Here is a 26814-nt window from a genome sequence, read left to right as displayed (position 1 = left end):
AAGCCCCTCTCCCACCGGGGGAGAAGGGCTCCGAACATCACCCCTCCAGCAGCGCCTTTGTCCGCGCCGCCAGTTCGGCCAGCGGCACCTCGACCTGCTCGCCCCGGAGCAGATGCTTCAGCGTCGCGGTGCCGCGCGCCTTCTCGTCCGAGCCCATCAGCAGGACGACCGGAACGCCGGTGCGGTCGGCGTGCTTCATCTGCTTGGCGAGCTTGCCGCCGTCCAACTGGATCTCGGTGTTGATCCCCGCCGCCCGCAGCTCCGAGGCGATGCGGAAGTAGTCGGCCGACAGGGACGGGTCCATCTGGGTCACCAGGACCTGCGCGGTCGGCGCACCGTCCTTGATCAGGCCGGCTTCCATCAACTGGTAGAACAGCCGGGTTGCGCCGATGGATATGCCCACGCCCGGCAGCTTCGACTTGGTGTAGTGGCTCGCCAGATTGTCGTAGCGCCCGCCCGAGCAGACCGAGCCGATGCCGGGGTGGTCGTTCAGGAAGGTCTCGTAGACGGTGCCGGTGTAGTAATCCAGGCCCCGCGCGATGGCGAGGTTGATGCGCACCGCGTCGTCGGGCACTTGGAAGGCGCGCAGGCCGTCGATGACGGTGGTCAGTTCGCCGACGCCCTGGCGGAAGGTCTCGTTCTCGATGTCGAGCGCGCCCAGCGCCGCCAGGGTCTCGGCGTTGGTGCCCTTGGCGTCGATCAGCGACAGGATGGTGTCGGCGGCGGTGTCCGCCATGCCGAGGCCGGTCAGGTTGTCGCGCACCTTGTCGCGGCCGATCTTGTCGAGCTTGTCGATCTCGCGCAGCACCAGCACGCGCGTTTCGGCCTCCTCCACGCCCAGCCCGTCGAGCAGCCCCAGCAGGACCTTGCGGTTGTTCACGTTGATGGTGAAGCCGCCGAAATCCAGCTCGGTGAAGACGTGGTGGATGACGGCCGGGATCTCGGCGTCGTACTGGGCGGACAGGCTGTCCTTGCCGATCACGTCGATGTCGCACTGGTAGAACTCGCGGAAGCGCCCGCGCTGCGCCCGCTCGCCGCGATAGACCCTCTGGATCTGGTAGCGCCGGAAGGGGAAGGCGAGATCGCGCTCGTGCTCCGCGACGTAGCGGGCGAGCGGCACCGTCAGGTCGAAGCGCAGCGCCAACTCGGGCTTGTTGCCCTGCTGGATGGCGCCGGTCGACTGCACGAAATAGACCTGCTTCTCGGTCTCGCCGCCCGACTTGGTCAGCAGCGTGTCCACCGTCTCGAACACCGGGGTCTCGACGGGGACGAAGCCGAACCGTTCGTAGCCGCGCCGGATGACGTCCAGCATGCGCTGGAAGGCCACCTGATGGCGCGGCAGCAGTTCCATCGTTCCGGGCGGGGTGCGGGGCGTGATCAGGCTCATCGAAATAGGTCCGGCTGGATGGGAAAAGCGCGTTTTTTCTAGACCCTTTCGCAGGCCCCGTCACCTGCGGCGGAAATTTTTCAGGCTTGTCGTTTTTTTCGGAAGGGGCGTGGAATGGAGACCGGGGCCGCCGCGTTCATCTGAGTGCGACCCCGAAACGCGGGTCGCTCACCAAACGGGAGAAATCATATGTCCGGCACCGTCTTTGGGTCGCGTATCCGTTCGTCCGTTTCCACCTTTGCGGTCGCCGCCCTGCTGGCCGCCGCCCCGGCGCTGGTCGTCGGCTCCGCCTCCGCCGCGACGACCGAACCGACCGCGCCCTCCGCGACCGTGACCACGGCCCCCGCGCCGAAGGTCGAGCAGAAAGCCGAGACCGCCACCAAGGCCCCCGCCAAGAGCGACGTCCAGGGTCCGGCCCAGACCTCCGTCCAGGCGCCGGCGAAGCCCACCCACGTCCAGGTGTCCAACGCCCCGAAGGTCGAGGTGACCAAGACCCAGGCCGACGCCGTCGCCAAGGAGCTGGGCGCCAAGCCGACCGACACCCTGGCCGTCCAGCTCGGCCAGTACCACGAGAAGATCGAGGCCGCCAACGCGCTGAAGGACAGCGCCGCCCGCACCAAGGCCGTGACCGAGGCACGCCAGCAGTTGACCGCCATCGGCGGCAAGCCGGTGACGCCGGAGCAGGCCACCAAGATCGACGGCATCCTGGGCATCAAGACCGCCCCCGCCACCGTCCAGTAACGGTCCCCGACCGTCCGTAATCGGCCGTCCCGCTCCCCCTCACGCCGGCAAGGGGGGCGGGCCGTCCGCCCCGCTGTCTGTCCGTATGGTTCCAATCCGAACACCCTTCCGGGCGTTGAGCCGGGAGCGCGATGGCGATAGAACGTCATTCGACGTCCCCCTCCCACAGCCATCGCCGGGAACCGCCATGCCGTTCGACCGTCTCGTCATCCGCCGTCCCGACGACTGGCACGTCCACCTGCGCGACGGGGCCATGCTGAAGGCGGTGCTTCCCTTCACCGCCCGCCAGTTCGGCCGCGCCATCGTCATGCCGAACCTGAAGCCGCCGGTCGCCGTCGCCGCCGACGCCGTCGCCTACCGCGACCGCATCCTGGCGGCTCTGCCGGACGGCGTCGCCTTCACGCCGCTGATGACGGCCTACCTGACCGACGGCACCGACCCCGCCGACCTCGCGCGCGGCTTCGAGGACGGCGTCTTCGCCGCCGCCAAGCTCTACCCCGCCAACGCCACGACCAACAGCGCCCATGGCGTCACCGACATCGCCCGCATCGCCCCGGTGCTGGAGCGCATGGCGGAAATCGGCATGCCCCTGCTGATCCACGGCGAGGTGACCGACCAGACGGTGGACATCTTCGACCGCGAGGCGGTGTTCATCGACACCATCCTCGCCCCCCTGCTGGAGCGCTACCCGACCCTGCGCGTCGTGCTGGAGCATGTGACGACCGCCGACGCGGTGGCCTTCGTCCGCGCCCACGCGGACAGCGGGCGGATCGGCGCGACGATCACGGCGCATCACCTGCTGATCAACCGCAGCCATCTCTTCCAGGGCGGCATCCGCCCGCACCTCTACTGCCTGCCCATCGCGAAGCGCGAGACGCACCGCGTCGCGCTGGTCGAGGCCGCGACCTCGGGCGAGGCGCCCTTCTTCCTGGGCACCGACACCGCGCCGCACACGGTGACGGCGAAGGAAACGGCCTGCGGCTGCGCCGGTTGCTTCACGGCGGCCAACGCGCTGGAACTCTACGCCGAGGCCTTCGACGAGGCGGGCGCGCTGGACAAGCTGGAAGCCTTCGCCAGCCTGAACGGCCCGCGCTTCTACGGCCTGCCGCCCGCCGAGGAGCGGGTGATGTTGGAGCGCCGCCCCTCGGTGACGCCGGACGTGGTGCTGATCAGCGAGGGCGACGTGGTGCTGCCCTTCCGCAGCGGCGAGACCCTGCGCTGGAGCTACGCCGGAGCGGCGTGACAGCCTCGGCTCAACCGGCCGGCGTGAACAGCGGCGGGGCGGGCGCCCGCGCCTTCGCGTCGGACCGGAAGACGAGGACCGTGAAGAGGCCGATGGCCGCCAGCACGATCAGCGATGCCAGGGCGGCCACCGGCTCGAACGCGGCGTAGCCGAGATGCAGTCCGGCCACGGCGACCGTCAGCACCACCGTTCCCAGCGCCCACAGCCCGACCTGGATCATGGCCAGCCGGGTGCCGTCCAGAGCGGGGTGGAGGCGGTAGTAGATGCCGAACAGGAACAGCGAGACCCAGCCCAGCAGGTTGAGGTGGGCGTGGGCGGGCATCACCGCGTGGTTCTGCGAGGCGGCCATGGCGATGCCCATGCCGATCCCGGCGATGGCGAACAGGCACGCGGCCTTGAAGCTGGTGGACGATGCGGTCATGGGAATCCCTCTCTCCGTTCCGGATCTTCCCGATCCGGCAGGACAACAGGCTATTCCCGATAATTTCGAAAACCGAAGACGGAATCCGACGTAGACGGTCGGTTATAGGGATGGCTCCAAAGGCCCGGAAGATGGTGCGGCACCACCGTCTTGTGGCGGTGCCGCACCCCGTATCGGTGCCGATTACCCGAGCGTTTTGGTCAGCGCCTGATCGAGGTCGGCGATGATGTCCTCGACGCTTTCCAGCCCGATGGACAGGCGGATGACGTCCGGACCGGCCCCGGCCGTCGCCTGCCCCTCCGCCGAGAGCTGGCGGTGGGTGGTGGAGGACGGGTGGATGATCAGCGAGCGGCTGTCCCCGATGTTGGCGAGGTGGCTGAACAGCTCCACGCCCTCCACCAGCTTGACGCCCGCGTCGTAGCCGCCCTTGACGCCGAAGGTCAGCACGGCGCCGGCCCCCTTGGGCAGGTACTTCTTCGCCAGCGCGTGGTACTTGGACGAGTCCAGCCCGGCGTAGCTGACCCAGCCGACCGCCGGATGGCTCTCCAGGAATTCCGCGACCTTCTGGGCGTTCTCGACGTGGCGCTGCATGCGCAACGGCAGCGTCTCGATGCCGTTCAGCGTCAGGAAGGCGTTCAGCGGCGCCTGGCTCGGCCCCAGGTCGCGCAGGCCCACCGCGTGGCCGTGGATGGTGAAGGCCAGATGCCCGAAGGTCTCGTGGAAGCGCAGACCGTGATAGCCGGCGTCCGGCTCGCTCAGCGCCGGGTATTTGCCCGACTTCGACCAGTCGAAGGTGCCGCTGTCGATCACCGCGCCGCCGACCGAGGTGCCGTTGCCCGACAGGAACTTGGTGGTCGAGTGCACGACCAGCGTGGCGCCCCATTGGATCGGGTTGATCAGGTAGGGGGTCGCCAGCGTGTTGTCGACGATCAGCGGGATGCCGGCGTCGTCGGCGATGCGGGCGATGGCCTCAATGTCGGTGACCACGCCGCCGGGGTTGGCGAGGCTCTCCACGAAGATCGCCTTGGTCTTTTCGGTGATCGCGGCGCGGACGTTCTCGGGATTGTCGGTGTCGACGAAGGTCGGCTGCCAGCCGAAGGCGCGCGGGAAGCTGCTGCCGATCTGGTTGATCGAGCCGCCGTAGAGCTTCTGCGAGGCGACGACCCCGTCGCCCGGCGCCATCAGCGGGAACAGCGCCAGCAACTGGGCCGCGTGGCCCGAGGAGGTGGCGGTCGCCCCGGCGCCGCCCTCCAGGTTGGCCAGCCGCTCCTCCAGCACCGCGACCGTCGGGTTGGTCAGGCGGGAGTAGATGAAGCCGACCTTCTGCAGGTTGAACAGCGAGGCGGCATCGTCCACGTCCTCGAAGACGAAGCTGGTGGTCTGGTAGATCGGAGTCTGCCGGGCACCCGTCGCCGGGTCGGGCGCGGCGCCGGCGTGGATGGCGCGGGTCTCGAACCCGAAGCTCTTGCGTTCCGTCATGGCGGTTCCTCTCAGATCAGTTTCTTGAACGATTTCTTCAGCGGCTGCTTCTTGGTGACCAGCACGCCGGAATTGACGCCGATGCGGCCGATCTCGCCGTAGAGGCGCTGGATCTCCATCTTCGGGCAGCGGTTCATCACCACGGTCAGCCCGGCGGCCTCGGCGCGCGCGGCGGCCTCCTCGTTGACGACGCCCAACTGCATCCACACCACCTTGGCGCCGATGGCGATGGCTTCGTCGGTGACGCCCCCGGCGGCGGCGGAATTGCGGAAGACGTCCACCATGTCCGGCGGTTCCGGCAACTCGGCGAGGCTGCCGTAGACGGTCTGTCCCAGGATGCTCTGCCCGGCCATCTTCGGGTTGACCGGGAAAACCCGGTAACCGGCGTCGCGCAGGTATTTCACCACGAAATAGCTGGCCTTCACCGGATCGGCGCTGGCGCCGACGACGGCGATGCTCTTGGTCCGGTCCAGCACGTCGCGCAGGAAGGCGTCGGAGTAGTGGCTGTGGTCGGTACCGTTCCCCCCGGCGCTCATTGACCGCACCACACCGGCGCGCGCTTGCCGATGAAGGCGTCGATGCCCTCGGCGGCGTCGCGGGCCATCATGTTCTCGGTCATCACGCGGGCGGCGTAGGCGTAGGCGGCCTCCACGTCCAGGTCGATCTGGCGGTAGAAGGCTTCCTTGCCGACCGCCAGGGTCAACGGCGACTTCGACGCGATCTTGCCGGCGACCCCGTCCACCACCTCGTCCAACTGGTCGATCGGCACCGCGCGGTTGACCAGTCCGATGCGCTCGGCTTCCTCGGCGTCGATCATGTCGCCCAGCAGCAGCATCTCCATCGCCGCCTTGCGCCCGACCGCGCGGGTCAGCGCCACCATCGGGGTCGAGCAGAACAGCCCGATGTTCACCCCCGGCGTCGCGAAGCGCGCGTTGTCCGCGCAATAGGCCAGATCGCAGGTCGCCACCAGCTGGCAGCCGGCGGCGGTCGCGATGCCGTGAACCTTGGCGATCACCGGCTGGCGTACACGGCTGATCGTCAGCATCAGCTTCGCGCATTGCGCGAACAGCGCCTCATGCGACGCCTCGGTCGGATTCGCGCGGATTTCCTTCAGGTCGTGCCCGGCGCAGAAGCCCGGCCCCGCCCCGGCCAGCACCACCGCGCGCACCGAGCGGTCCTCGTGCACTGTCTCCAGCGCGTCCTGGAGCGCGCCCATCAGCCCGACCGACAGGGCGTTGCGGGCGTGGGGCCGGTTCAGCGTCAGCGTGGCGACCCCGTCGCGGTCGTCGCGCAGCACCAAGGGGGCGTTGGCATCGTGGCTTGGCGAAGCGGCGCTCATGGTCGGCATCCTCCCGTATCGATTGATCATAGCGATGGACGTGCGCGGCAGCTTACCGCGCGGTCCCCCCAAAGCGAATACGGGAAGCTGGGGACGGCGCCATGAGAGACCGCCCCATCCTGGATTTCAACAGGAATGTTCGTTCTTGAGCTGATTAAATCTACTTTTCCCATAGCCTTTCTCAGGCTTTTTCACCTTCCGCAATTTCGGTGGAGTTGTCACCCGATTGCGCCCATCATCGGGAAAAGACGGCCCGCAGCCCCGCACCGGGCGGGCGTCGCGGGAGGGAGACCGGGCATGGTGCGTGCCGAAGCCATCGATTGGCGCGCGGCCTTCGTCGCCAGCCCCGCACCGGCCTGCGTCGTCGGTGGACGTGGCATCATCATCGACGCGAACCCGGCCTTCGCCGCCCTGCTCGGCGCCGACCCCGACGCGCTGGCCGACCAGCCGCTCGACGCCTGCCTGATTCTGGACGGCGCCCGCTGGCCGGCGGAGGAGACGGTCCGCGAGCGGCGCGGCGTGGCCTTCCTCACCTCCGGCGACGGGCGGACGATCCCCTACGGCTTGGCGCCGCTCCCCGGCGGGAACGGCCTGCTGTCGCTGAGCGACGCGGTCGACGAGCATTGCTACGTCTGCAAGGTGTTCTCCAGCCGCGACAAGTTCCGCACCGCCATCGACGACCAGTCGGAGGTGATCGTCCGCGTCGCGCCGGACCTGAGGGTCACGCTGGTCAACCGCGAGTTCGCCACCCTGTTCGGGGTGGCGCCGCGCGTCCTGATCGACCGCAGCCTGCGCGACCTGATGCCGCCGGATTCGGCCGACGCGGTGGCCGTTCTGGTCGCCCGCGCCACGCCCGACGATCCGGCCTCGGCGTCGGAGGAGCGGTGGCCCTGCCGCGACGGGCACGAGCGCTGGTTCAGTTGGCGCCGCTACGCGGTGTTCGACGCCCAGGGCCGGCTGTCGGCGGTGCAGGCGGTCGGCCGCGACACCACCCGCCGCCGCATGGCCGAGGAGGAGCGGCGCCGTCTGGCCGCGATGATCGGGCGCAGCCCGGTGATCGGGCTCGGCTGGCGCACCGGGGGGCGGATGCCCATCGACTACGCGACCGGGAACGTCGACCGGCTGGGGCTGGACCGCGACGTTCTGCTGGAAAGCGGCGCCGGGCTGCTCGACCTCGTCCACCCGGACGACGCGCCGGCGCTGCGCGCCTGGGTCGCCGCCGGATCGCCGACCGAGACGGGCCGCGCCGCCGAAGCGCCGCCGCTCAGCTTCCGCCTTCCGGTGGCCGGCGGCGAGCGCTGGCTGACGCTGAGCGGCTGGCCCGCCGCCCCCGGCCGGATGGAGGGCGTGCTGCTCGACGTGACGGAGCGGCGCGACGCCGCGCTGGCGTTGCGCGAGCGCGAGCGCCGCTTCCAGGCCGTCATCAACAGCGCGACCGACTTCATCGGCCTGCTGACTCCCGACGGCGTTCTGATCGAGATCAACGAATCCGCCCTGCGCTTCGCCCAGGTGGAGGCGGCGGCCGTGTGTGGCCGCCCCGTCTGGGACACGCCGTGGTGGACCGACGCGCCCGGCCAAGCCCTGCTGCGCGAGGGTGTCGCGGGGGTGGCGCAGGGCGGGACCGCTCGGTTCGAGACCACCCACGCCTCCCCCGACGGCGCGGTGATCCACGTCGACGTCAGCCTGCGCCCGATGCGCGACGCGTCCGGCGCCGTGACCTTCCTGGTCGTCGAGGAGCGCGAGATCACGCGCTTCAAGATGACGGAGGCCGAGCTTCTGTCGGCCAAGCGGCTGGCCGAGGCGGCGAACCGCTCCAAGACCCAGTTCCTGGCGGTGATGAGCCACGAACTGCGCACCCCGCTGAACGCGGTGCTGGGCTATTCGGAGGTGATGCAGCGCGGCCTGTTCGGCCCCATCGGCAGCGACCGCTACGCCGGCTACGTCGACGCGATCCACGCGTCGGGCCAGCATCTTCTCGACATCATCGACGAGATTCTGGAGATCTCGCGCATCGAGCTCGGCGTGGTCGATCTGGTCGAGGAGGTCGCCGCTGTGTACGACCTGATCCACCGTTCCGCCCAGCTTCTGGCGACCCGCGCGATGGAAGCGGGGGTGGAGTTGCGGCTGGAGGTCCAGCCCGGCCTGCCGGGCTTGCGTTGCGACTCGCGTCGGGTTGTCCAGATCCTGGTGAACGTCGGGGCCAACGCGATCAAGTTCACGCCGTCGTCCGGCACCGTCCGCCTGGAGGCGCGCGCCGCCCGTCCGGACGAGGGGGAGGGCGGGTTGGTCTTCGTCGTGCAGGACACCGGAACGGGAATCCCGCCGGGGGACCTGCACAAGGTGTGGGAGCCCTTCGGTCAGGCCGGCAACGCCCACATCAGCGGGGCCGGCGGCGTCGGGCTCGGGCTCGCCATCACCAAGGCCCTGGTCGAGGCCCATGGCGGCACCGCCCGCCTGGACAGCGCGCCGGGACGGGGCACCACGGTGACTCTGCGCTTTCCGGCGGAGCGGAGCGTGGCGGGGTAGGGCGCGGCTTTTCGCGCAGCTTCCATATCCGCGCACAAAAAATTGAACCTTATGGATGAAAACATCCTCTGGCCTGTTCACACAGGAGCCGACTAAGCGGCCGCTTGAGTGAGGAGGTTCGAATGCGCCTGATCGTTGCGTCCATCGTCGCCATCGCTTTCGTTTCGACCGCAGCCTTTGCGGAGACGCGCGCCTTGCGTGACAGCTCCGGAGCGAGCACGGGATCGATGCAGAGCGACGGCCGTGGCGGATTCGATCTGAAAAACAGTTCCGGTGCGACCACGGGCTATATGAAGAGCGATGGGCGTGGCGGTTACGATCTGAAGAACAGTGCTGGCGGAACGACCGGTTACCTGAAAAACGATGGGCGTGGTGGCTTTACCAAGCTGGACAGTTCCGGGGCGACGATAGGGACCGTCGGGGCGCCGCAGTAAGGGCGCGTTTGCCGCCGATCCTCGAACGGTTCAATCGGTACAGCCCGGAGAATTCCGAAAAGACGGAATTCGGCAAGAGTGTCTAGCCCGCTCTTCGCTGACGCAGCTCACGCGTTCAAAAATGATTTGGCCGCCGGATCGCGGGCGGCATCCAGGAATCCTGACATCGCTGCGCTGAAATCTTGCCGGTCACGCTCCGGCAAAGCGCTCTTTCCTTGCCAAAAATGGGGGGCACGCATCATGAAGACGTTTTTGAAAGCAGGCGTCGGCGTTCTGATCCTGATTGCGGTGGGCGCCGCAATCGCCGGAGGCGGCAAGGCCAAACCGGTTTCGGCCTCCAACGCTTCTCCCGTGGCGGCGGCCGGCGCGCCGGTCGTGAGTCCGCCGCCTCTTTCCTCGGCTCCGGCGATGCCGGCCGATCAGGCGGCGTTCCTGGTGCTCATCGAGGATGCGCGCGCCCAGTACAACGGCGCCGCCAACGACATGGCCGCCGGTGGGTTGCGCGCGGCACGGCGCGACGCCTTGTGCCGGATGTTCGCCAACGGCTACGCCGTGCGGAATTGGGTCGGGCAGATCACGACGCTCAGTTCCAACAGCGATGGGAAAGGGGTGCTCGCCGTTCAGGTCGCCAAGGACGTCGAACTGAAGACCTGGAACAACGCCCTCTCCGACATTTCGGACCACACGCTCCTCGATCCGTCCTCGCCCCTCTTCGCCAAGCTGTCGCAGATGAGCAAGAACGCGACGGTGACGGTCTCGGGCCGTTTTCTGAAGGGGAAGACGGATTGCCTAGCCGAAAGCAGCCTGTCGCAGGCCGGGTCGATGCGGTCGCCCGAATTCATCTTCGTTTTTTCCGACGTCCAGCGTCTGTGAGCGTGGCCGAACCGGATCGCCCGCGACGCGCGTCTCGGGCGATCCGGTTCGGCGCTCATCGCCCGGTGTGAAGGCGCAACCTTTCAGAGCGGCTTTGCTTCCATTCTTGCGGGAACTCCGCTCCGTTGAGCGAAGTGTTCATTAGGCCGAAAGGAAGATATTAGGTCGTTCGATTGTTTAAAAACCCTAGAAACAATGTTCTCTCCCGGTTGCGGTTGAAAAACTGCGTAATATTTCATGTCTCCAAAATTTAATCCAATTTAGACATGTCTGCGTAATATGGTCAGACGGATGCCTCAAACAAAGAGAGAGGGTCATGCAGATCGATAGCCGTAAAGATTATGTGGGTGATGACGCCGATGCCATGCGGTTCAAGATCTTCCAGATCACGCCGGATGATCTTGCGCTCGTGCGCCAACTCGCCCCCTTTGCGCGCGAGAAGCTGCCCCGTCTGCTTCAGGAATGGCTCTGCCGCTTCGATGCCTGGCCGGAGATGCGCAAGGCGCTGTCGCATCCGGACGTCCACGCCATCCGCGTCCAGCATTGGGTGCGGGCCGTGTCCGGCCAGATCGACGGGGAGTTCACCGCTTCGGCCAAGCGGCTGGCCCGCGCCTTCTACGACAACAACGTGCCGGGTTACGCCGTCGCGATCTGCCACAACACGGTGATGAACGGGATCGTCGAGGAACTCGGTCTCGCGGTCAAACCGAACGGCATCCAATCCCTGCTGAGCCGGGCCGAGGAGCGCCGGAAGGACGCGCTGCGGGTCGCGCTCACCAAGCTGACCTGGCTCGATCTCGAACTGCTGCTGGAAACCTACGCCGAGGCCGAGCGCGAAAGCCGGCAGAACGCCCTGGAGGCGATGGCCGACACGGTGGAGCGCGAGGCGCGGGACGCCGTGTCGCGCGTGGCCAGCCACACCACCGCGATGGCTGGCGACGCGGAGAGCATGGCCAGTTCGGCCCTGCGCGTCGGCGTCAATTCGCGCGACGTGTCCGCCGCCGCCGATCAGGCGCTGAACAACGCGCAGACGGTGGCCGCCGCCACCGAAGAGCTGGCGGCCTCCATCCGCGACATCCTGCAACGGGTCGGGCATTCGGGGCAGGTCACCCGCCGCGCCGTCGAAAGCGGCAACCGCACGCAGGCGACCATCCGCTCGCTGTCCGAGGCGGTCGGCAAGATCGGCGAGGTCGCGCGGCTGATCGGCGCCATCGCCGGCCAGACCAACCTGCTGGCGCTCAACGCCACCATCGAGGCGGCGCGGGCGGGGGAGGCCGGCAAGGGCTTCGCCGTCGTCGCCCAGGAGGTCAAGAACCTCGCCAACCAGACCGCCCGCTCGACCGACGAGATCGCGCGCCAGATCGGCGAGATCGAGAGCGTCACCGCCGCCGCTGTCACGGCGGTGGAGGAGATCGGCGTCACCATCGACGAGATCGACCGGGTGTCCGGCGACATCGCGGCGGCGATGGAGCAGCAGGCCGAGGCGACGCAGGAGATCAGCCGCAGCCTGATCGAGACGTCCAACGCCGCGCGCGAGGTGTCCGACCGCATCGGCGCCGTGTCGAGCGAGGCGGTGCAGACCGGCACGCAGGCCGCCCAGGTCCAGAACAACGCGCACGAGGTCGCGGCCAGCATCGAGGCGCTGCGCCGCGTCCTGGTGCGGGTGGTGCGCACCTCGACCGACGAGGCGGACCGCCGCCAGTTCGAGCGCTTCGACGTGGACGAGCCTTGCGTCTTCGAGAGCGGCAGCCGCCGCCGCGAGGGGCGCATCGTCAACATCTCGGCCGGCGGCGCCCGGATCGCCGGGGCGAGCGGGATCGGCGTCGGCGACACCGGCGTCGTCACGCTGGGCCGGCACCAACTGCGCGTCCGCGCCACGGTGTTGGGCCTGGAGGACGACTGCGTCCATGTGACCTTCGAGCCCGCCACGGCGAAGGACAGCGCCTTCACCGCGGCGCTGGCGGCGATGCACCGGGTGTCGCGGATGGCGCGGGTCGCGTGATTTGGCGCCGGGTTTGCCCCCTCCCTAACCCTCCCCCGCTGACGGGGGAGAGGGAACGACCGCTGGACCTTTGCAAAGCTCCTGCCCCCTCTCCCGCCAAAGGCGGGGGAGGGATGGGGAGGGGGCACGCAGCCATCTCCCCCTAAACCTGCGCCTCGCCGACAGCCGACTCCACCGGCACCGCGTTTTTGGGCTGATGGGCCGTGACGCAGGACAGCACGCTCGCGATCACGAAGCCGATGGCGGCGACTTCCGCCATGCTCGGCATGCGCTGCTCCCACAGAAATCCGTAGAGCAGCGCGAACAGCGTCTCGAACAGGATCATCTGGCCGGTCAGGGTGAGCGGCAGCAGCCGGCTCATCCGGTTCCAGAAGGCGTTGCCGACGATGGAGGCGAGGATCGCCACCCCGCCCGCGATGGCGCAGAAGCGCAGCCACTCGGGCGCGCCGTGATCGGCCGCCCCGATCAGGAAGGCGGGGACCGCCAGCAGCAGGGCCTGGGCGCCGGTGACCACCCCGGTCAGCAAGCTCCATTCATGGGCGGAGACATGGTCGAGCCGGCCGAGCCAGCGGCTGTTGCCCACGGCGTAGGTGGTCCAGGACACCAGCGCCCCCACCGCGCAGACCAGCCCCGTCGCCTGCACCGTGGCCGACCCGGTCCCGGCGGCGCCCAGCGTCTGCCAGCCGATGCACAGGATTCCGGCGGCGCTGAGGACGAGGGAGGGGATCAGCGCGCGCAGCGGGACGGCGTCGCGGTCCCGGCTGCCCACCAGCGTGACGGCGACCGGCAGGAAGCCGATGACCAGCGAGGTCATCGCCATGCCGCCCAACTGCACCGCCGAGGCGAGCAGCACGTAGTACAGGATGTTGCCGAGCAGGCTCAGCCAGACCAGCGCCCACCATTCCCCCCGCCCAAGCGTTGCCGCCAGCGTCCGCCAGCGCGGCGCGACGAGGACGGCGGCGAAGAGGCCGTAGGCGAGGTAGCGCCCGGCGGAAAGCTGGAGCGGCGTGAACTCCCGCACCAGTTCCGGGGCGAGGAACACCACCCCCCACAGCGCCCCGGCGACGATGCCGCAGACGATCCCGACTCCTGTCCTGCCCAATCCGCCCAATCCGCCCAATCCCATGATGACGCACAGCCTCTCGCGATGATCGCGCGACCATGCCACGGGACGGGGGCGGGGTCTTGGGCCTGTCTTGGGCTTGGTCTACGGAATTTTGTGCGTGGTCTCCTGCGCGGCCGCCCGGCTCTGGCGGCGGTAAGCGGCGGGCGTCAGGCCGGTCGCCTGCCGCATCGCGCGGGTCAGCGCGCTCTGGTCGGCGTAGCCGGCGCGGTAGGCCAGCTCGGCGATGGACCGCTCCGACCGCGCGAGCCACTCCCGCACCCGCTTCAGCCGGACGTCGGAGAGCCAAGCGTGCGGCGTGGTGCCGAACTCGCTGCGGAACAGCGTGTGGAGCCGGCTGACGCTGACCCCGGCGCGTTCGGCCATCGTCGCCGTGGTCCAGGCCAGCCCCGGCTCGGCCTCGATCCCGGCCAGCAGGGCGGCGAGCCGCGACGGCGGCTTGGGCGCCACCTGCGCCAGCGTGTCGAGCAACAGGGGAACCCACAGCCGCAGCGTCGACGCGGAGATTTGGCCGCTTCCCGCCAGCAGGCCCATGTAGTCGACCAGCTTGTTGGCGGCCGGGGTGAGTTGCACGAAGGGCGCTCGGGTCAGCCGCTCGGCGATCTCCGGGTCCAGCCCGGCGGGGTCGAGGTCGAGAATCAGCGAGCGGTTCGGCCGGTCGCTGGTCTGCGAATGGGGGGCGCCGGTGTCGACGAAGGCCGCGCGCGATGGATCGAGCCCGCTTTCCCGCCCGGCGATGTCCATGAGCAGCGTGCCGCTGAGCGGCAGGACCAGCTGCGCGAAATCATGCCGGTCAGCGCCCCGGTCCTCGCCGTAGCTGCGGATGTCGATGCTGAAATGCGGGTGCGCGGGCATGCCGCGTTTATAGCGGATGCCGGCCGGCTTGCCCATCGCGCAACGGGAGGCGTCCTACTCCGCCGGCGGGGGCGGCGGCGCCATCCAGGGCGTTCCGGCCGAGGCGCGCAGCTGCTCGACGCGATCCAGCGCGGCCTTGAAGCCGGCCATCGGGAAGCGGATCTCGGTCTTGGCCCCCGTGGGCGACTGGCCGACGACCGAGATCTCCGGGGCGTCGGCCATGCGCTCCACCAGCGCGCGGTTGGTGGCCGGGTCGGTGACGGCGCAGGTGTTTGTCTCGAAGGGGAAGGGCTTGCACGGGAATTCCGGGCGGAACAGCGCCTTGCCGGTCCAGACGCGCACCGGCCTGGACAGGTCCAGCGCCTCGGCGTCGGCGCGGAAGCGCAGGCCGTCCAGCCAGCGTTCGGTGGAGCGCAGCCAGACCAGACGCGCGCCGCGGTCGTTCACGCCGCGCGCCGACAGGTCGCATTCGACGCGGCGGTCGGCCGGCCAGACGCGGCAGTAGAGCTTCCAGCTCTTGACCGCCTCGTCATACTCCAGAAAGTCGCGGCCGGGCGGCGGAGCGGGCAGGGGCTCGGCGGCCATGGCTGGGGGCATCGCCCAACCGGCCAGCATCACCGCCAAGCCCCATCGCCGCATGCGCGCCCGCATCGCCAAGCTCCCGCCGCTCAGTCGCGGCGTTCGGCGCGGCGGCGCAGCAGATGGTCGGCCAGCACGCAGGCCATCATCGCCTCGCCCACCGGCACGGCGCGGATGCCGACGCAGGGGTCGTGGCGACCCTTGGTCAGGATGTCGGTCTCCTGGCCGTGGATGTCGACCGTCTGGCGCGGCGTCAGGATCGAGCTGGTCGGCTTCACGGCGAAGCGCAGGACCACGTCCTGCCCCGTGGAAATCCCGCCCAGGATGCCGCCCGCGTTGTTCGACTGGAAGACCGGCTTGCCGTCGGCGCCCATGCGCATCTCGTCGGCGTTGGTCTCGCCGGTCAGTTCCGCCGCCTCGAAGCCGTTGCCGATCTCGACGCCCTTCACGGCGTTGATCGTCATCATCGCGCGGGCCAGATCGCTGTCCAGCTTGTCGTAGAGCGGATCGCCCAGGCCCACCGGCACGCCGGACGCCACCAGCTCCACCACGGCGCCGACCGACGAGCCGCTCTTGCGGATGCCGTCGAGGTAGTCCGCCCATTGCGTGGCCATCACCGGGTCGGGGCAGAAGAAGGGGTTGTTGTCGATCTCCGCCCAATCCCAGCGGGAACGGTCGATCTTGTGCGGGCCGATCTGCACCAGGGCGCCGCGCACGGCGATGCCGGCCCCCAGCGCCTTGCGCGCCACCGCGCCCGCCGCGACCCGGCAGGCGGTTTCCCGCGCCGAGGAGCGCCCGCCGCCGCGATAGTCGCGGATGCCGTATTTTTCCCAATAGGTGTAGTCGGCGTGGCCGGGGCGGAATTTGGCCGCGATCTCGCTGTAGTCCTTGGAGCGCTGGTCGGTGTTCTCGATCATCAACGAGATCGGCGTGCCGGTGGTCTTCCCCTCGAACACGCCGGACAGGATCTTCACCTGATCGGGTTCCTGGCGTTGGGTGGTGTAGCGCGACTGGCCGGGACGGCGCTTGTCCATCCAGGGCTGGATGTCGGCCTCGGTCAGGTCGAGGAGCGACGGGCAGCCGTCCACCACCACGCCGATGGCGGGGCCGTGGCTCTCGCCCCAGGTGGTGAAGCGGAAAAGCGTGCCGAAGCTGTTGCCGGCCATGATGACATTCTCCCCAAACGCGGCCCTGAACGAACGGGGCGTTTCTTGCGGCCTTTCGCGGGCGGCGTCAAGGAGGCGATGTGGTGCGGGGAAGAATGGGGGATGGTGCTGCCAGAGAGGATTGAACTCTCGACCTCTCCCTTACCAAGGGAGTGCTCTACCACTGAGCTACGGCAGCGCCGATGCGAGGCGCGTTCGGTTCAGAACCGGTCGTTCCGGAAGAATGGTGCTGCCAGAGAGGATTGAACTCTCGACCTCTCCCTTACCAAGGGAGTGCTCTACCACTGAGCTACGGCAGCGCCGGAAACGGAAACTCTTGAACCGACACACTCGCGAGGGGCGTCCAGGCTGGCCGCCCCCTCAAGTGGCGCGGGTTATGCCACACGGACCGGGGGGATGCAAGCGGGGAAAACACTTCCCCGCGTTCTTTTCTCAAGCCCGCGTTCCGGTCGGCGGCAGGACGGCTTCGGCGCGGAAATCCGGCACGATGTTGCCCAGGATCGTCAGCACCCGCTCGCCGTCGCCGGCCTTGGCCGCGCCCTCCAACTCGCCCAGCGCGCGGTTGACCAGCGCGTAGTCGATCAGCCGGGGCGAGGCCAGGAAGACCCCGTCCGCCTCGGTGCGGGACGGCGCCTCGGCGGCGGTCAGGATCTCCTCGAACAGCTTTTCGCCGGGGCGAAGGCCGGTGTAGGCGATCTCGATGTCGACGCCGGGCCGGTAGCCGGCCAGCCGGATCATCTGGCGCGCGAGGTCGGCGATCTTCACCGGCTCGCCCATGTCCAGCACCAGCACCTTGCCGCGGTCCTCGGCTCGGGCGACGCCGTGGGCCGAGGCCTGGAGCACCAGCTCCACCGCCTCGCGCACCGTCATGAAGTAGCGGCGCATGTCGGGGTGGGTGACGGTCAGCGGGCCTCCCTTGGCGAGCTGGCGGGTGAACAGCGGCACCACCGAGCCCGAGGAGCCCAGCACGTTGCCGAAGCGCACGGTCATGTAGCGGGTGGCGTGGTCAGCCCCGTCGCGCGGCGGCAGCACGTCGAGCGCCTGGCAGTAGGTCTCGGCGAAGCGCTTGGCGGCGCCCATGACGCTGGTCGGGCGGATCGCCTTGTCGGTCGAGATCAGCACCATGGCGAGGCAGCCCGCCGCCCGCGCGGCGTCGGCGACGTTGCGGGTGCCGACCACGTTGGTCAGCGCGCCCTCGCACGGGTTGGCCTCGACCAGCGGCACGTGCTTGAGCGCGGCGGCGTGGAAGACCATCGCCGGGCGCTCCTCCTGGAACAGGCGCATGACGCGGTCGCGGTCGCGCACGTCGGCGATGACGGCGCGGGTGTCGAGATCGGGGAAGCGCTCCCGCACCTCCATCTCGATGCTGTAGAGGTTGAACTCCCCGGCATCGACCAGGATCAGGCGTTCGGGTTTCAGCGCGGCGATCTGGCGCACCAGCTCGCTGCCGATGGTGCCGCCGGCCCCCGTCACCACGACGCGCCGCCCGCCGACCAGCCCGGCGATGGCGCCCCGGTCGAGCACCGCCTGCGGGCGGCCCAGCAGATCCTCCAGCGCGATGGGGCGGACCTCGATGCCCTTGCCCTCGCCCAGCGCCGACTTGAACTCGGTCAGGCTGGGCAGGCGCGACAGGATCAGGCCCAGCGCCTCGGCCTGATCGAGCAGGGTGCGGAGCGTGGCGCCGGGGATCTCGTTCGAGCCCTTGGTGACGATCAGCCGCTGCGGGCGGTCGCCCTTGCGGTCGAGGTTTTCGACCACGCGGGCCAGATCGTCGGGACCGCCCAGCACCTTCACGCCGCGCACGGCGTGGCCGACGCGGCGGCCCTTCTCGTCGAGGATGCCGACGACGCGGTAGGCGGCCTGCCCCGACTGGTCGAGCGAGCGGATGAACAGCTCCGCCGCGTCGCCGACGCCCAGCAGCAGCACGGGGATGCGCGGCACGCCCGTGGCCACGTCGCCGAAGCTCAGACGGCGGTCCTTGAACAGGCGGTAGGCGAAACGCGGCCCCCCGAGCAGCACGATCTGGACCAGCCACAGGATGGGCGGCAGCGAGCGGGGCAGGGATTCCAGCCGGGTCAGCAGGAACATCGCCAGCACGAAGCACAGCACCCCCACCGTGACGGCGCGGATCACCTGCACCAGATCGGGGACCGACGCGTAGCGCCAGATGCCACGATAGAGCCCGAACAGCACGAAGACCACGGCGGAGATGCCGACCAGCATCGGCAGCGCCGTGACCAGCGCGTCGCTGTAGAACTCGAAGGACGGGCCGCCGACCCGCAGATACAACGCGACCGCCAAGGCGGCGCCGGTCATGGTCAGGTCGTGGAGAAAGACGAGAAATGCCCGTGGGGACGGGATGCGCATGCCGCTTGCCCTGCTGTCGTTCGGCCGTATTTCGGACGCCCTGTCCGGTCAGCCGCGTGAAGCTTTGAACCATTCCGCCGTGGCGCGCAACCCGGACGCGGGGGCGTGCGGGGGGCGCCAGCCCAGCCGTTCGCGCAGGGGGCGGTCGTCCACGGTCAGGGATCCGGCGATGCGGTCGTACACCGCCCGCTTGCCGACCAGTCCGGCGCCGAGCGCCATCAGCCCGGCGGGGACCGGCAGCAGGCGGGCCGGTGTCCCGAGCGCCGTGCCGATGGCGCGCACCAGCTCCGCCGTGGACAGGGGCTGCCCGTCGTGGATCAGGAAGGTGCCGTCGGGCGCCTGCGGGTGGGTGAGGCAGAGCGCCGCCGCGTCGGCGAGGTTGCCGACGAAGACCAAGCTGCGGCGGTTGTCGAGCGCGCCGAAGGGCAGGGGGAGGCCGCTCGCCACCAGCTTCAGCAGGCTGCGGAAGTTGCCGCCGACGCCGGGGCCGTAGACCAGCGGCGGGCGGATCGTCGCGACCTCCAGCCCGGTGCGGGCGGCGATGCCGGCGAGCGCGCGCTCGGCCTCCAGCTTGGAGACGCCGTAGGGGGAGTGTGGGTTGGCCGGCGTCGCGTCGTCGAGCGGGCGGGGCTGGCTCTCGTCCACCAGCGCCTTGACGCTGCTGAGATAAACGAAACGCCGCACCCCGGCCGAGGCGGCGGATTCGGCAAGCCGGCGCGTGCCCTCGGTGTTGACGGCACGGAAGGCGGCGAGCGGGTCGGCGGCGGTGTCCCGCATGACGTGGACGCGGGCGGCCAGATGCACCACCGCGTCGATGCCGTCCAGCGCGCGGGCCCAATCGGTGTCCGGGCCGATGTCGCCGACGCCGACCGTCTCGGCGGCGGCCGGAACGGCGGTACCGGAATTGCGGATGGCGGCGCGCACCCAATGGCCACGCTCGGCCAGCAGCGGCACCAGCGCCCGCCCGACGAAGCCGTTGGCTCCGGTGACGAGGACGCGCATCAGGCGGCCACCCGCGCCGGGCGGGCCAGCGCCGCCAGCAGCAGGACCACCGCCGCCGCGCCCGGCAGCAGCACCGGCCAGCCCAGGCTCAGCGACGCCGCCGCCAGCGCGACCAGCGCGGCGTTCAGCGCCAGCACCATGCGGACGACCTGCGCGTGGTTGCGTCCGCGCTGGGTGGCCTTCTGGTAGAAATGCTCGCGATGGGCCTGCCAGACCTTCTTGCGCTCGGCCAGCCGGCGCAGCAGCGTAAAGGTCGCGTCGGCCAGGAAATAGGCGGGGAGCAGCAGCGCCGCCGGCCAGAAGCCCGCCGCCGCGACGCTCAGCAGCAGCCAGCCGAGCGCGAAGCCCAGCGGCACGCTGCCGACATCGCCCATGAACAGCTTGGCCGGGTGCCAGTTCCACATCAGGAAGCCCAGCGCCGCCCCCGCCGCCGCCACCCCGTAGAGGCCCAGCGCCGGAGACAGCCCGGCCAGCGCCGCGACCAGCGCCAGCCCGGCCCCGATGGTGGCGGTCTCGGACCCGGCCAAGCCGTCGATGCCGTCCATGAAGTTGAAGAGGTTGACGAACCACAGCCAGCCGATGGCGGCGACCAGCCGGTCGGCCCAGAAGGGCAGCACCCCCTGGAACACCAGCCCGTCGCCCGGCAGCGCGGCCAAGCCTCCGGCGACGGCGGCGATCTGGATCAGGAAGCGCGGCGCCGGGCCGAGGCCGCGCCGGTCGTCCATCCAGGAGACCGCCATCAGCGCCGCGATCCCGACCAGGATCGGCAAGGCGTGGCCGATGTCGCCGGTCGCGGCGCCGATCAGGATCCAGGCCGGCAGCAAAGTCAGCATCACCCCCCAGCCGCCGCCGCGCGGCGTCGGGATGGAATGGCTTGACCGGTCGTTGGGATGGTCGAGGATCGCCCGGCCCCGCAGATAGGCCAACACCCGGCCGGTCAGGGCCCAGGAGGCCAGCCAGCACAGCCCCAATACGATGAGCATCGTCGCGACGCCGTTCATGACGCCTCCGCCGGCACGGCCGAGGGATGCACGTTGGTCAGCAGGCTGCGGTACAGCTCGACGGTCCGGGCGCCGACCCGGTCGGCGGCCATGTCGGATTCGACCAGCCGGCGGCTGGCCTCTCCGAAGCGGGCGCGCAGGCCTGAGTCGCGGACCAAGGTCTCCAGCGCCCCGGCCAGGGCGTTGGCGTCGTCCGGCGGCACCAGCAGCGCGTTCTCCCCGGCGTGGGCGACCTCGCGGCAGCCGGGCACGTCGGTCGCCACGATGGCGCGGCCGCAGGCGGCGGCCTCCAGCAGGCTCTTCGGCAGCCCCTCGCGGCGCGAGGCCAGCACGGCGACGTGGCAGCGCGACCAGACGGCGCGGACGTCGGCGACATGCCCGGCCAACTCCACGCCGGGCATGGCCGCCCAGCGGTCGAGATCGGCCTGCGGGATCGAGGTCGGGTTCTCCGGGTCGGGCGTGCCGGCCAGCAGCAGGCGCACGTCCAGCCCCTTGGCGCGCAGGGCCTGCTGCGCCTCGACCAGCGGAGCCACGCCCTTGTCGGCGAGCAGGCGGGCGACGCAGCCGACGGTGACCGGCGGCTCGGGCGGTTCCGGCAGCGCCTTGTAATGGGTGGTGTCGATGCCCGACCCTCGGACGATCCAGGCGCGGTCGGCGTCGAGCAGTCCGGCCTCGACCAGCGTGCGGCGGTCGTCGGCGTTCTGGAGGATGGCAAGGCTGTTCGGGCGGCTCAGCACGGCGCGCAGCAGCGGCCGCGCCACCGCTCCGGCCACGCGCGACTTCAACCCGCCGCTGCCGATGAAGGCGGAACCCAGCCCGGTCAGCGCGTTGACCACCGCCGGAACCCGCGCCGCCATCGACGCCAGACCGCCGAGCAGCACCGGCTTCATGGCAACGTGATGGACGATGTCGGGCGCCTCGCGCCGGTAGAGCGCCGCGATCTCCCGGACGGCACCGAGCGCCCCCAGCGGGTTGACGCTGCGCCGCTGCCAGGCCAGCGGCAGCACCCGGAAGCCTTCCGCCGCGATGCGCTCGCCGTGCTTGTCGACGCGGGCGGCGACCGTCACGTCGAAGCCGGCGTCGCGCGCGGCGCGCGCCATGGGCAGGCGGTGGGACCAGAAATACCAGTCCTCCGTCACAAGGTAGAGCAGCTTCGGGCGGCGTTGTGCGGTGATGGGGGCGGTCATGATGGGTCAGGCGATCTTGTGACAGTCCTTAATGCCATTGCAATTGACGCAAAAGCATAGGGATTTCAATGTATTCATAGCTTCGCTGAGAGCAATGCGTCAAAAGGCTCTACCATGCGACGCCAATCAGATCCAAGACTCCGCCCACCCTGTCACCTCCTCGAATCGCAATGGAGCAACCCAAATATTGCGTGATGAGATTTGGTGCGTGGTGGTGTAAATTGGCTTCTTGTTCGAGAAAATGACAGGAAGCTACGTATTAATGAGCGGTTTCAAGGAAGTGGGTTTCGGTGATCGGCGAAGCGCCGCCACTGCTGCAAAAAAGGCCCAAGTGGAGAAATACCGCGAAAGCTCTGTCCTGGACGATGCGGCTTTTGCCGCACGACAGAGCGAGCTCCTCGCCGTTCGCGTCGCTCGCGAGGCGCGCGCTGCCGAGCGCAAGGCGGACCGCGAAGCCGCAGAGGCCAAGGCCGCTGCCGAGAAACTTGCTGCCGAGGCCCAAGCCGTCCAGGACGCCGCTGCGCGCGCGGCAAACGATCAGAGCTTGCTGGCTGAACAGAAAGCGGCGCGCGATGCCCGCTACGCTGCCCGCAAGGCCCGGAAATAACCGTCAGCGTCGGCGGTCTTAACTCACGGCCTTTCCAGAGCCCCGCGACAGGCATGACGGCCTTTCGCGGGGTTTTGCTTTCCATGGTTCGCGCGCATCGGGTCGTGCGTCTTTAACCCTACCAACTCGGCAAGGTGCTTCCCGGTCTCCACCAAGCGTCGAAACAGCGTCGGCACTTCCGTTAAGTCATTGAGACATATGAGATGCCAAGCGATCCTGTGCTCAGGCGATCTTGTGATAGTCCTTGTACCACGCGACGAAGCGCGGCAGCCCGACTTCGATCGGAGTCTTCGGTTCGAAGCCCAGGTCGCGGCGGCTGACCTCGATGTCGGCGGCGGTCTCCGGCACGTCGCCGGCCTGGAGCGGCTCCATGATCTTCACCGCCTCGCGGCCCAGCGACTCTTCGAGGATGCCGATGAAGCGCATCAGATCCTCGCAGCGATTGTTGCCGAGGTTGTAGACGCGGTGCGGCGCGTTGGTCTCGACGTTCATCGGCGCCGGGTGATCGAGCGCCGCCAGCACGCCGGCCGCGATGTCCTCGACGAAGGTGAAGTCGCGCTTCATCTTCCCGCCGTTGAAGACGCGGATCGGCCGCCCGGCGATGATCGCGTCGGCGAACAGGTAGGCCGCCATGTCCGGGCGCCCCCAGGGGCCGTAGACGGTGAAGAAGCGCAGCCCCGTCGCCGGCATCTTGTAAAGGTGGCTGTAGGAGAAGGCCATCATCTCCGCCGCCTTCTTGGTCGCGGCGTAGATCGACATCGGGCTGTCCACCCGGTCCTCGACCGAGAAGGGCATCTTCCTGTTGGTGCCGTAGACCGAGGAGGTCGAGGCGTAGACGAAATGCGCCAGCTTGGGCATGCGCCGCGCCGCTTCCAGCAGGGCGACTTGGCCCGTCACGTTGGCGTCGATGTAGGCGTAGGGGTTCTCCAGCGAGTAGCGCACACCGGCCTGGGCGGCCAGATGCACCACCCCGGTGACGTCTTGGAACCGCGGCCACAGCCCCTCGACCGTCGCGCGGTCGGCGATGTCGGCCTTGACGAAGCGGAAGCCGGGCCGCGCCTGGAGCCGGGCCAGCCGCGCCTCCTTCAGCGCCACCGAGTAATAGTCGTTCAGGTTGTCGAGGCCGAGAACCTCCTCCCCCCGGTCCAGCAAGGCCGCCGTGACGTGCGAACCGATGAATCCGGCGGCGCCGGTGACGAGGATGGTCATGATCGTGTGCCTCTTGCGACAACGGGGGCTTGCGTCCGGAGGCGCCGCCCCGCACCCGTGGGTCTTATGCCCGAGCGGCGGGGGATGCGCCAGTCTTCAACGCCGGGGTCCTTCAACGCCGGGTCGCGCGGCTTGACAGCGGCTCCGCCATGCCGGTCTACTGCGCCGACTGTCAGACCAAAGGACCGATGGGAACCACGATGGCCCCCAAGAAGAACCCGCTGAACCTGAATCCGTTGCAGCTCCGCACCCTGACCCTGTTGCAGGAGATCGCCCGGCTGGAGAACAAGCCCGTCGACGGCGAGGAGGGCGCGTTCGCCATCACCGGCCTGCCGCACGCGCACGGCAACCACTTCCACCTCGGCCACGCGGTCGTCGCGGCCAAGGACGCCACCGGCCTCCAGAACGACGCGGTCTGGACCATCCTGGAGCGCAAAGGCATCGTGAAGCGCGAGCCGGGGCAGGCGATCCTGACCGCCGCCGGCGTCGGCTACGACACCGGCCTGCGCGACGAGATCCTGCACCACTCCGACCACTGAGCGTAAGAGGGCGGCGCCTTGTGCGGCTTCTGCGGTTTCCTTCTTGAATCCGAGGGGCGCTCGACCGCCGCCGTGAGCGCGGCCGGCGGCTTCGAGGCGGTGCTGCGCCGGATGAACGACCGCATCGCCCATCGCGGCCCCGACGGCGACGGTCTGTGGACCGACGAGGCCGCCGGGGTGGCGCTGGGCCACCGGCGGCTCGCCATCGTGGAGCTGTCGCCGCTCGGCCGGCAGCCGATGGAGTCCGCCGACGGGCGCTTCGTCGTCGTCTACAACGGCGAAATCTACAATTTCCAGGATCTGCGCGGCGAACTCGAAGCCGCCGGTCACCAATTCTGCGGGCACTCCGACACCGAGGTGCTGCTGGAAGCCTGCGCCGCCTGGGGTGTCGAGCGCGCCGTGACGCGGCTGGTCGGCATCTTCGCCTTCGCGCTGTGGGACCGGCGCGACCGCGTGCTGTCGCTGGTCCGCGACCATCTCGGCGTCAAGCCGCTCTACTGGACGCGGCAGAACGGCGCGCTGCTGTTCGGCTCGCAGCCCAAGGCGTTGCGGGCGCACCCGGCCTTCGCCGCCGGGCTGGACCGCGACGCGCTGGCCGCCTATCTGCGCCTCAGCTACGTCCCGGCGCCGCACAGCATCTTCCAGGGCGTCCGCAAATTGGAGCCGGGGCGCATCCTGACCGTCCGTCCGGGCCGCGAGCTGGAGGAGACCGTCTATTGGGACGCCGAGGCCGCCGCGCGCGACGGTCTGGCGAATCCGCTGAATCTGTCGGACACGGACGCGACCGACACGCTGGAGGAATTGCTGTCCGACGCGGTCGGGCGCCAGATGATGGCCGACGTGCCGCTGGGCGCCTTCCTGTCGGGCGGGGTGGACAGCTCCACCGTGGTGGCGCTGATGCGCCGGCACAGCGACCGCCCGGTGCGCACCTTCACCATTGGCTTCCGCGAGGGCGGCTACGACGAGGCCGACGCCGCGCGCGCCGTGGCCCGGCATCTCGGCACCGACCACACCGAACTGACGGTCGAGCCGCGCCACGCGCTCGACACCATCCCGAATTTGCCGGAGTGGTACGACGAGCCCTTCGCCGATTCGTCGCAGATCCCGACCGTGCTGGTCTCGCAGTTGACCCGGCAATCGGTGACGGTCGCGCTGTCGGGCGACGGCGGGGACGAGCTGTTTGCCGGCTACAACCGCTATCTCTGGGGCGACCGGGTGTGGCGGCGCATGGCGCCCCTACCGAGGGGCTTGCGCCGCGCCGCCGCCGGTGCGGTCCGCGCCATTCGGCCGGGCGGCTGGGACGCTCTGTTCGGTCTGCTGCCGGAGGGCCGGCGGCCGCGCCAGCCGGGCGACAAACTGCACAAGCTGGCCGGCGTGCTGGCGTCGCCGGGTCCGGACGCGCTGTACCGGCGGCTGGTGTCGCAATGGAACGATCCCGAGGCGGCGGTGCGCGGCGGCGTTGAGCCGAAGGACGGGGCGCTGTGGGACGCCGGTCTGGCGGAGCGCCTGCCGGGCTTCGTCGAGCGCATGCAGCATCTCGACACCGTGACCTATCTGCCCGACGACATCCTCGCCAAGGTGGACCGCGCCAGCATGGGCGTCGGGCTGGAGGCGCGGGTGCCGCTGCTCGACCACCGGGTGCTGGAATTCGCGTGGCGGGTGCCGCTGGCGCAGAAGATCCGGGACGGGCAGGGCAAATGGCTGCTGCGGCAGGTCCTCTACCGCCATGTTCCCAAGGACCTGATCGAGCGGCCGAAATCCGGCTTCGCCGTGCCCATCGACGCTTGGCTGCGCGGCCCCTTGCGCGACTGGGCGGAGGATCTGCTGAGCGAATCGGCGCTGCGCTCGGAGGGTTGGTTCGACCCGGCGGTGATCCGCGCCTGCTGGGCCGAGCATCTGTCGGGCACCCGCAACAACCAGCACCGGCTGTGGAGCGTCCTGATGTTCCAGGCCTGGACCCGCCACTGGGCGCGCGCCGACGCCGCGACTCCTCTAGCCGCCTGATGCCAGCGATGACCGAAGAGACCCAGGACCCGTCGGAGCCACCGGACACCATCGTTCGTCCGCCCAAGACCATGCCCAGCGACGACCGTCTGGCCGAGCGGCTGCGCGAGAACCTGCGCAAGCGCAAGGAGCAGGCCCGGCAGCGGGACAAGGGGGAGTAGGACTCCCTCTCCCAAGGCGGGAGAGGGCAGAAGCCCGCGTCATCCCAGCGTCTTGCGGAACCAGATCTGCTTGTGGCCCTCGGGATAGCCCTCCATCTCGGCCCAGACCTCGTAACCGCGTTTCGGGTAGAAGCCCGGCGCCTGGAAATCGTAGGTGTAGAGCCGCGACCAGCGGCAGCCCCGCGCCTTCGCCTCGGCCTCCGCCGCGTCCAGCAGGCGCGAGCCCAGCCCGCCGCGCCGCCCGCCCTCGCCGACCCACAGATGGTCGACGTACAGCCACTCCCACAGGGTGTAGCCGGTCAGGCCGCCCAGCAGCGTGCCCTCGGCGTCGTGGGCCAGCACCGTGACGTCGCGGCGGTCGAAGGCGCGCTCGACGGAGGCTTCGTTGTAGGTCTTCAAGCCCTGGAGGACGCGCTCGGCGTCGGTGGGGCTGGCGCTGTCCGTGACGGACAGCGTGATGGATTGGTCGCTCATGCCGAGGACATATACCAGGGTGCCGTTGCGGGTGGCTCCATTTCCTTGAGCCGGCCGTCCCGCTCCGCTACAAACCGGGGACGACCAATCCCCCA

25 protein-coding genes and 2 tRNA genes are annotated in these 26814 nt (G+C 69.5%); 10 read left to right on the top strand and 17 right to left on the bottom strand.

All coding sequences use genetic code 11. From position 1 onward, the window contains the following. Positions 1 to 37: 37 nt before the first annotated feature. Positions 38 to 1387: a histidine--tRNA ligase gene (hisS, locus tag EJ913_RS01015; protein ID WP_126993977.1), complete on the bottom strand. Its 1350-nt coding sequence runs from the start codon at positions 1385 to 1387 to the stop codon at positions 38 to 40. Between the two features lie 189 nt (positions 1388 to 1576). Between hisS and EJ913_RS01010 the strand changes: the two genes are divergently transcribed. Continuing rightward, positions 1577 to 2128, top strand: coding sequence for a hypothetical protein (locus tag EJ913_RS01010; protein ID WP_126993975.1), 552 nt, complete (start codon positions 1577 to 1579; stop codon positions 2126 to 2128). 187 nt (positions 2129 to 2315) lie between these two features. Further along, a complete protein-coding gene (gene pyrC / locus EJ913_RS01005) occupies positions 2316 to 3371 on the top strand; it encodes a dihydroorotase (RefSeq protein ID WP_126993973.1) in 1056 nt (351 codons plus the stop codon). 10 nt (positions 3372 to 3381) lie between these two features. Here the strand turns inward: pyrC and EJ913_RS01000 are convergent, their stop codons facing one another. From EJ913_RS01000 to EJ913_RS00985, 4 genes are all read right to left on the bottom strand, one after another. Next, the gene (locus tag EJ913_RS01000) at positions 3382 to 3792 is read right to left on the bottom strand and encodes a hypothetical protein (RefSeq protein ID WP_126993971.1); all 411 of its coding nucleotides are present in this window, start codon (positions 3790 to 3792) and stop codon (positions 3382 to 3384) included. 183 nt (positions 3793 to 3975) lie between these two features. Next, positions 3976 to 5271, bottom strand: coding sequence for an O-acetylhomoserine aminocarboxypropyltransferase (locus EJ913_RS00995; protein WP_126993969.1), 1296 nt, complete (start codon positions 5269 to 5271; stop codon positions 3976 to 3978). Positions 5272 to 5282: 11 nt separating this feature from the next. Then, positions 5283 to 5807 carry a CoA-binding protein gene (locus EJ913_RS00990; RefSeq protein ID WP_126993967.1) on the bottom strand — a complete coding sequence of 175 codons (525 nt, stop codon included), beginning with the start codon at positions 5805 to 5807 and terminating at the stop codon, positions 5283 to 5285. After that, positions 5804 to 6610 (bottom strand): enoyl-CoA hydratase, encoded by an 807-nt coding sequence (locus tag EJ913_RS00985; RefSeq protein ID WP_126993965.1) that lies wholly within the window; start codon positions 6608 to 6610, stop codon positions 5804 to 5806. The genes EJ913_RS00990 and EJ913_RS00985 overlap by 4 nt, the downstream gene beginning before the upstream one ends. A 297-nt stretch (positions 6611 to 6907) precedes the next feature. Between EJ913_RS00985 and EJ913_RS00980 the strand changes: the two genes are divergently transcribed. The 4 genes from EJ913_RS00980 to EJ913_RS00965 all read left to right on the top strand — a co-directional run bounded on the left by EJ913_RS00980 (position 6908) and on the right by EJ913_RS00965 (position 12445). Beyond that, positions 6908 to 9136 carry a PAS domain-containing sensor histidine kinase gene (locus tag EJ913_RS00980; protein WP_185909638.1) on the top strand — a complete coding sequence of 743 codons (2229 nt, stop codon included), beginning with the start codon at positions 6908 to 6910 and terminating at the stop codon, positions 9134 to 9136. A 122-nt stretch (positions 9137 to 9258) separates the two neighbouring features. Then, on the top strand, positions 9259 to 9570 hold the full coding sequence (locus EJ913_RS00975; RefSeq protein WP_126993961.1) for a hypothetical protein: 312 nt from the start codon (positions 9259 to 9261) through the stop codon (positions 9568 to 9570). 78 nt (positions 9571 to 9648) lie between these two features. Beyond that, complete coding sequence (locus tag EJ913_RS00970) at positions 9649 to 10443, top strand: hypothetical protein (protein WP_126993959.1); 795 nt, start codon at positions 9649 to 9651, stop codon at positions 10441 to 10443. 316 nt (positions 10444 to 10759) lie between these two features. Then, entirely contained in the window at positions 10760 to 12445 is a 1686-nt protein-coding gene (locus EJ913_RS00965) for a methyl-accepting chemotaxis protein (RefSeq protein ID WP_126993957.1), read from the top strand. Between the two features lie 142 nt (positions 12446 to 12587). On the opposite strand, the gene EJ913_RS00960 is transcribed toward EJ913_RS00965, so the two are convergent. From EJ913_RS00960 to EJ913_RS00915, 10 genes are all read right to left on the bottom strand, one after another. Next, the gene (locus EJ913_RS00960) at positions 12588 to 13547 is read right to left on the bottom strand and encodes a DMT family transporter (protein ID WP_244939204.1); all 960 of its coding nucleotides are present in this window, start codon (positions 13545 to 13547) and stop codon (positions 12588 to 12590) included. 105 nt (positions 13548 to 13652) lie between these two features. Next, on the bottom strand, positions 13653 to 14423 hold the full coding sequence (locus EJ913_RS00955; protein WP_126993953.1) for a helix-turn-helix transcriptional regulator: 771 nt from the start codon (positions 14421 to 14423) through the stop codon (positions 13653 to 13655). 54 nt (positions 14424 to 14477) lie between these two features. Next, positions 14478 to 15074, bottom strand: coding sequence for a hypothetical protein (locus EJ913_RS00950; protein WP_126993951.1), 597 nt, complete (start codon positions 15072 to 15074; stop codon positions 14478 to 14480). Between the two features lie 17 nt (positions 15075 to 15091). Continuing rightward, the gene (gene aroC, locus EJ913_RS00945) at positions 15092 to 16168 is read right to left on the bottom strand and encodes a chorismate synthase (protein WP_126993949.1); all 1077 of its coding nucleotides are present in this window, start codon (positions 16166 to 16168) and stop codon (positions 15092 to 15094) included. Positions 16169 to 16271: 103 nt separating this feature from the next. Beyond that, positions 16272 to 16346 (bottom strand) — tRNA-Thr (locus EJ913_RS00940). A 46-nt stretch (positions 16347 to 16392) separates the two neighbouring features. Then, a tRNA-Thr gene (locus tag EJ913_RS00935) sits at positions 16393 to 16467 on the bottom strand. A 133-nt stretch (positions 16468 to 16600) separates the two neighbouring features. Next, positions 16601 to 18535, bottom strand: a complete 1935-nt coding sequence (locus tag EJ913_RS00930; protein ID WP_126993947.1) for a polysaccharide biosynthesis protein — start codon at positions 18533 to 18535, stop codon at positions 16601 to 16603. A gap of 48 nt (positions 18536 to 18583) precedes the next feature. Then, entirely contained in the window at positions 18584 to 19537 is a 954-nt protein-coding gene (locus EJ913_RS00925) for a UDP-glucose 4-epimerase family protein (RefSeq protein ID WP_126993944.1), read from the bottom strand. Continuing rightward, a complete protein-coding gene (locus tag EJ913_RS00920; RefSeq protein ID WP_126993942.1) occupies positions 19537 to 20538 on the bottom strand; it encodes an MraY family glycosyltransferase in 1002 nt (333 codons plus the stop codon). Before EJ913_RS00920 ends, EJ913_RS00925 begins: the two co-directional genes overlap by 1 nt. Then, the gene (locus EJ913_RS00915; RefSeq protein ID WP_244939203.1) at positions 20535 to 21725 is read right to left on the bottom strand and encodes a glycosyltransferase family 4 protein; all 1191 of its coding nucleotides are present in this window, start codon (positions 21723 to 21725) and stop codon (positions 20535 to 20537) included. The genes EJ913_RS00920 and EJ913_RS00915 overlap by 4 nt, the downstream gene beginning before the upstream one ends. A gap of 262 nt (positions 21726 to 21987) precedes the next feature. Between EJ913_RS00915 and EJ913_RS00910 the strand changes: the two genes are divergently transcribed. Then, positions 21988 to 22332 (top strand): DUF6481 family protein, encoded by a 345-nt coding sequence (locus tag EJ913_RS00910; RefSeq protein WP_126993940.1) that lies wholly within the window; start codon positions 21988 to 21990, stop codon positions 22330 to 22332. Between the two features lie 222 nt (positions 22333 to 22554). Here EJ913_RS00910 and EJ913_RS00905 read toward each other — a convergent pair whose 3' ends face one another. Then, a complete protein-coding gene (locus EJ913_RS00905) occupies positions 22555 to 23541 on the bottom strand; it encodes an SDR family NAD(P)-dependent oxidoreductase (RefSeq protein ID WP_126993937.1) in 987 nt (328 codons plus the stop codon). A 200-nt stretch (positions 23542 to 23741) separates the two neighbouring features. Here EJ913_RS00905 and EJ913_RS00900 point away from each other — a divergent pair, with 200 nt between their 5' ends. The 3 genes from EJ913_RS00900 (at position 23742) to EJ913_RS31460 (ending at position 26245) form a co-directional block, all read left to right on the top strand. Then, entirely contained in the window at positions 23742 to 24080 is a 339-nt protein-coding gene (locus tag EJ913_RS00900; RefSeq protein WP_126993935.1) for a hypothetical protein, read from the top strand. Between the two features lie 72 nt (positions 24081 to 24152). Next, a complete protein-coding gene (gene asnB, locus EJ913_RS00895; RefSeq protein WP_244939202.1) occupies positions 24153 to 26084 on the top strand; it encodes an asparagine synthase (glutamine-hydrolyzing) in 1932 nt (643 codons plus the stop codon). Between the two features lie 8 nt (positions 26085 to 26092). Beyond that, positions 26093 to 26245: a hypothetical protein gene (locus EJ913_RS31460; RefSeq protein WP_185909637.1), complete on the top strand. Its 153-nt coding sequence runs from the start codon at positions 26093 to 26095 to the stop codon at positions 26243 to 26245. 39 nt (positions 26246 to 26284) lie between these two features. Here EJ913_RS31460 and EJ913_RS00890 read toward each other — a convergent pair whose 3' ends face one another. After that, positions 26285 to 26719 carry a GNAT family N-acetyltransferase gene (locus tag EJ913_RS00890; protein ID WP_126993933.1) on the bottom strand — a complete coding sequence of 145 codons (435 nt, stop codon included), beginning with the start codon at positions 26717 to 26719 and terminating at the stop codon, positions 26285 to 26287. Between the last annotated feature and the right edge of the window lie 95 nt (positions 26720 to 26814).

Source organism: Azospirillum doebereinerae (genome assembly GCF_003989665.1).
In the GTDB taxonomy this organism is placed as follows: Bacteria; Pseudomonadota; Alphaproteobacteria; order Azospirillales; family Azospirillaceae; genus Azospirillum; species Azospirillum doebereinerae.
This window is presented reverse-complemented; position numbering and strand designations above follow the sequence as displayed.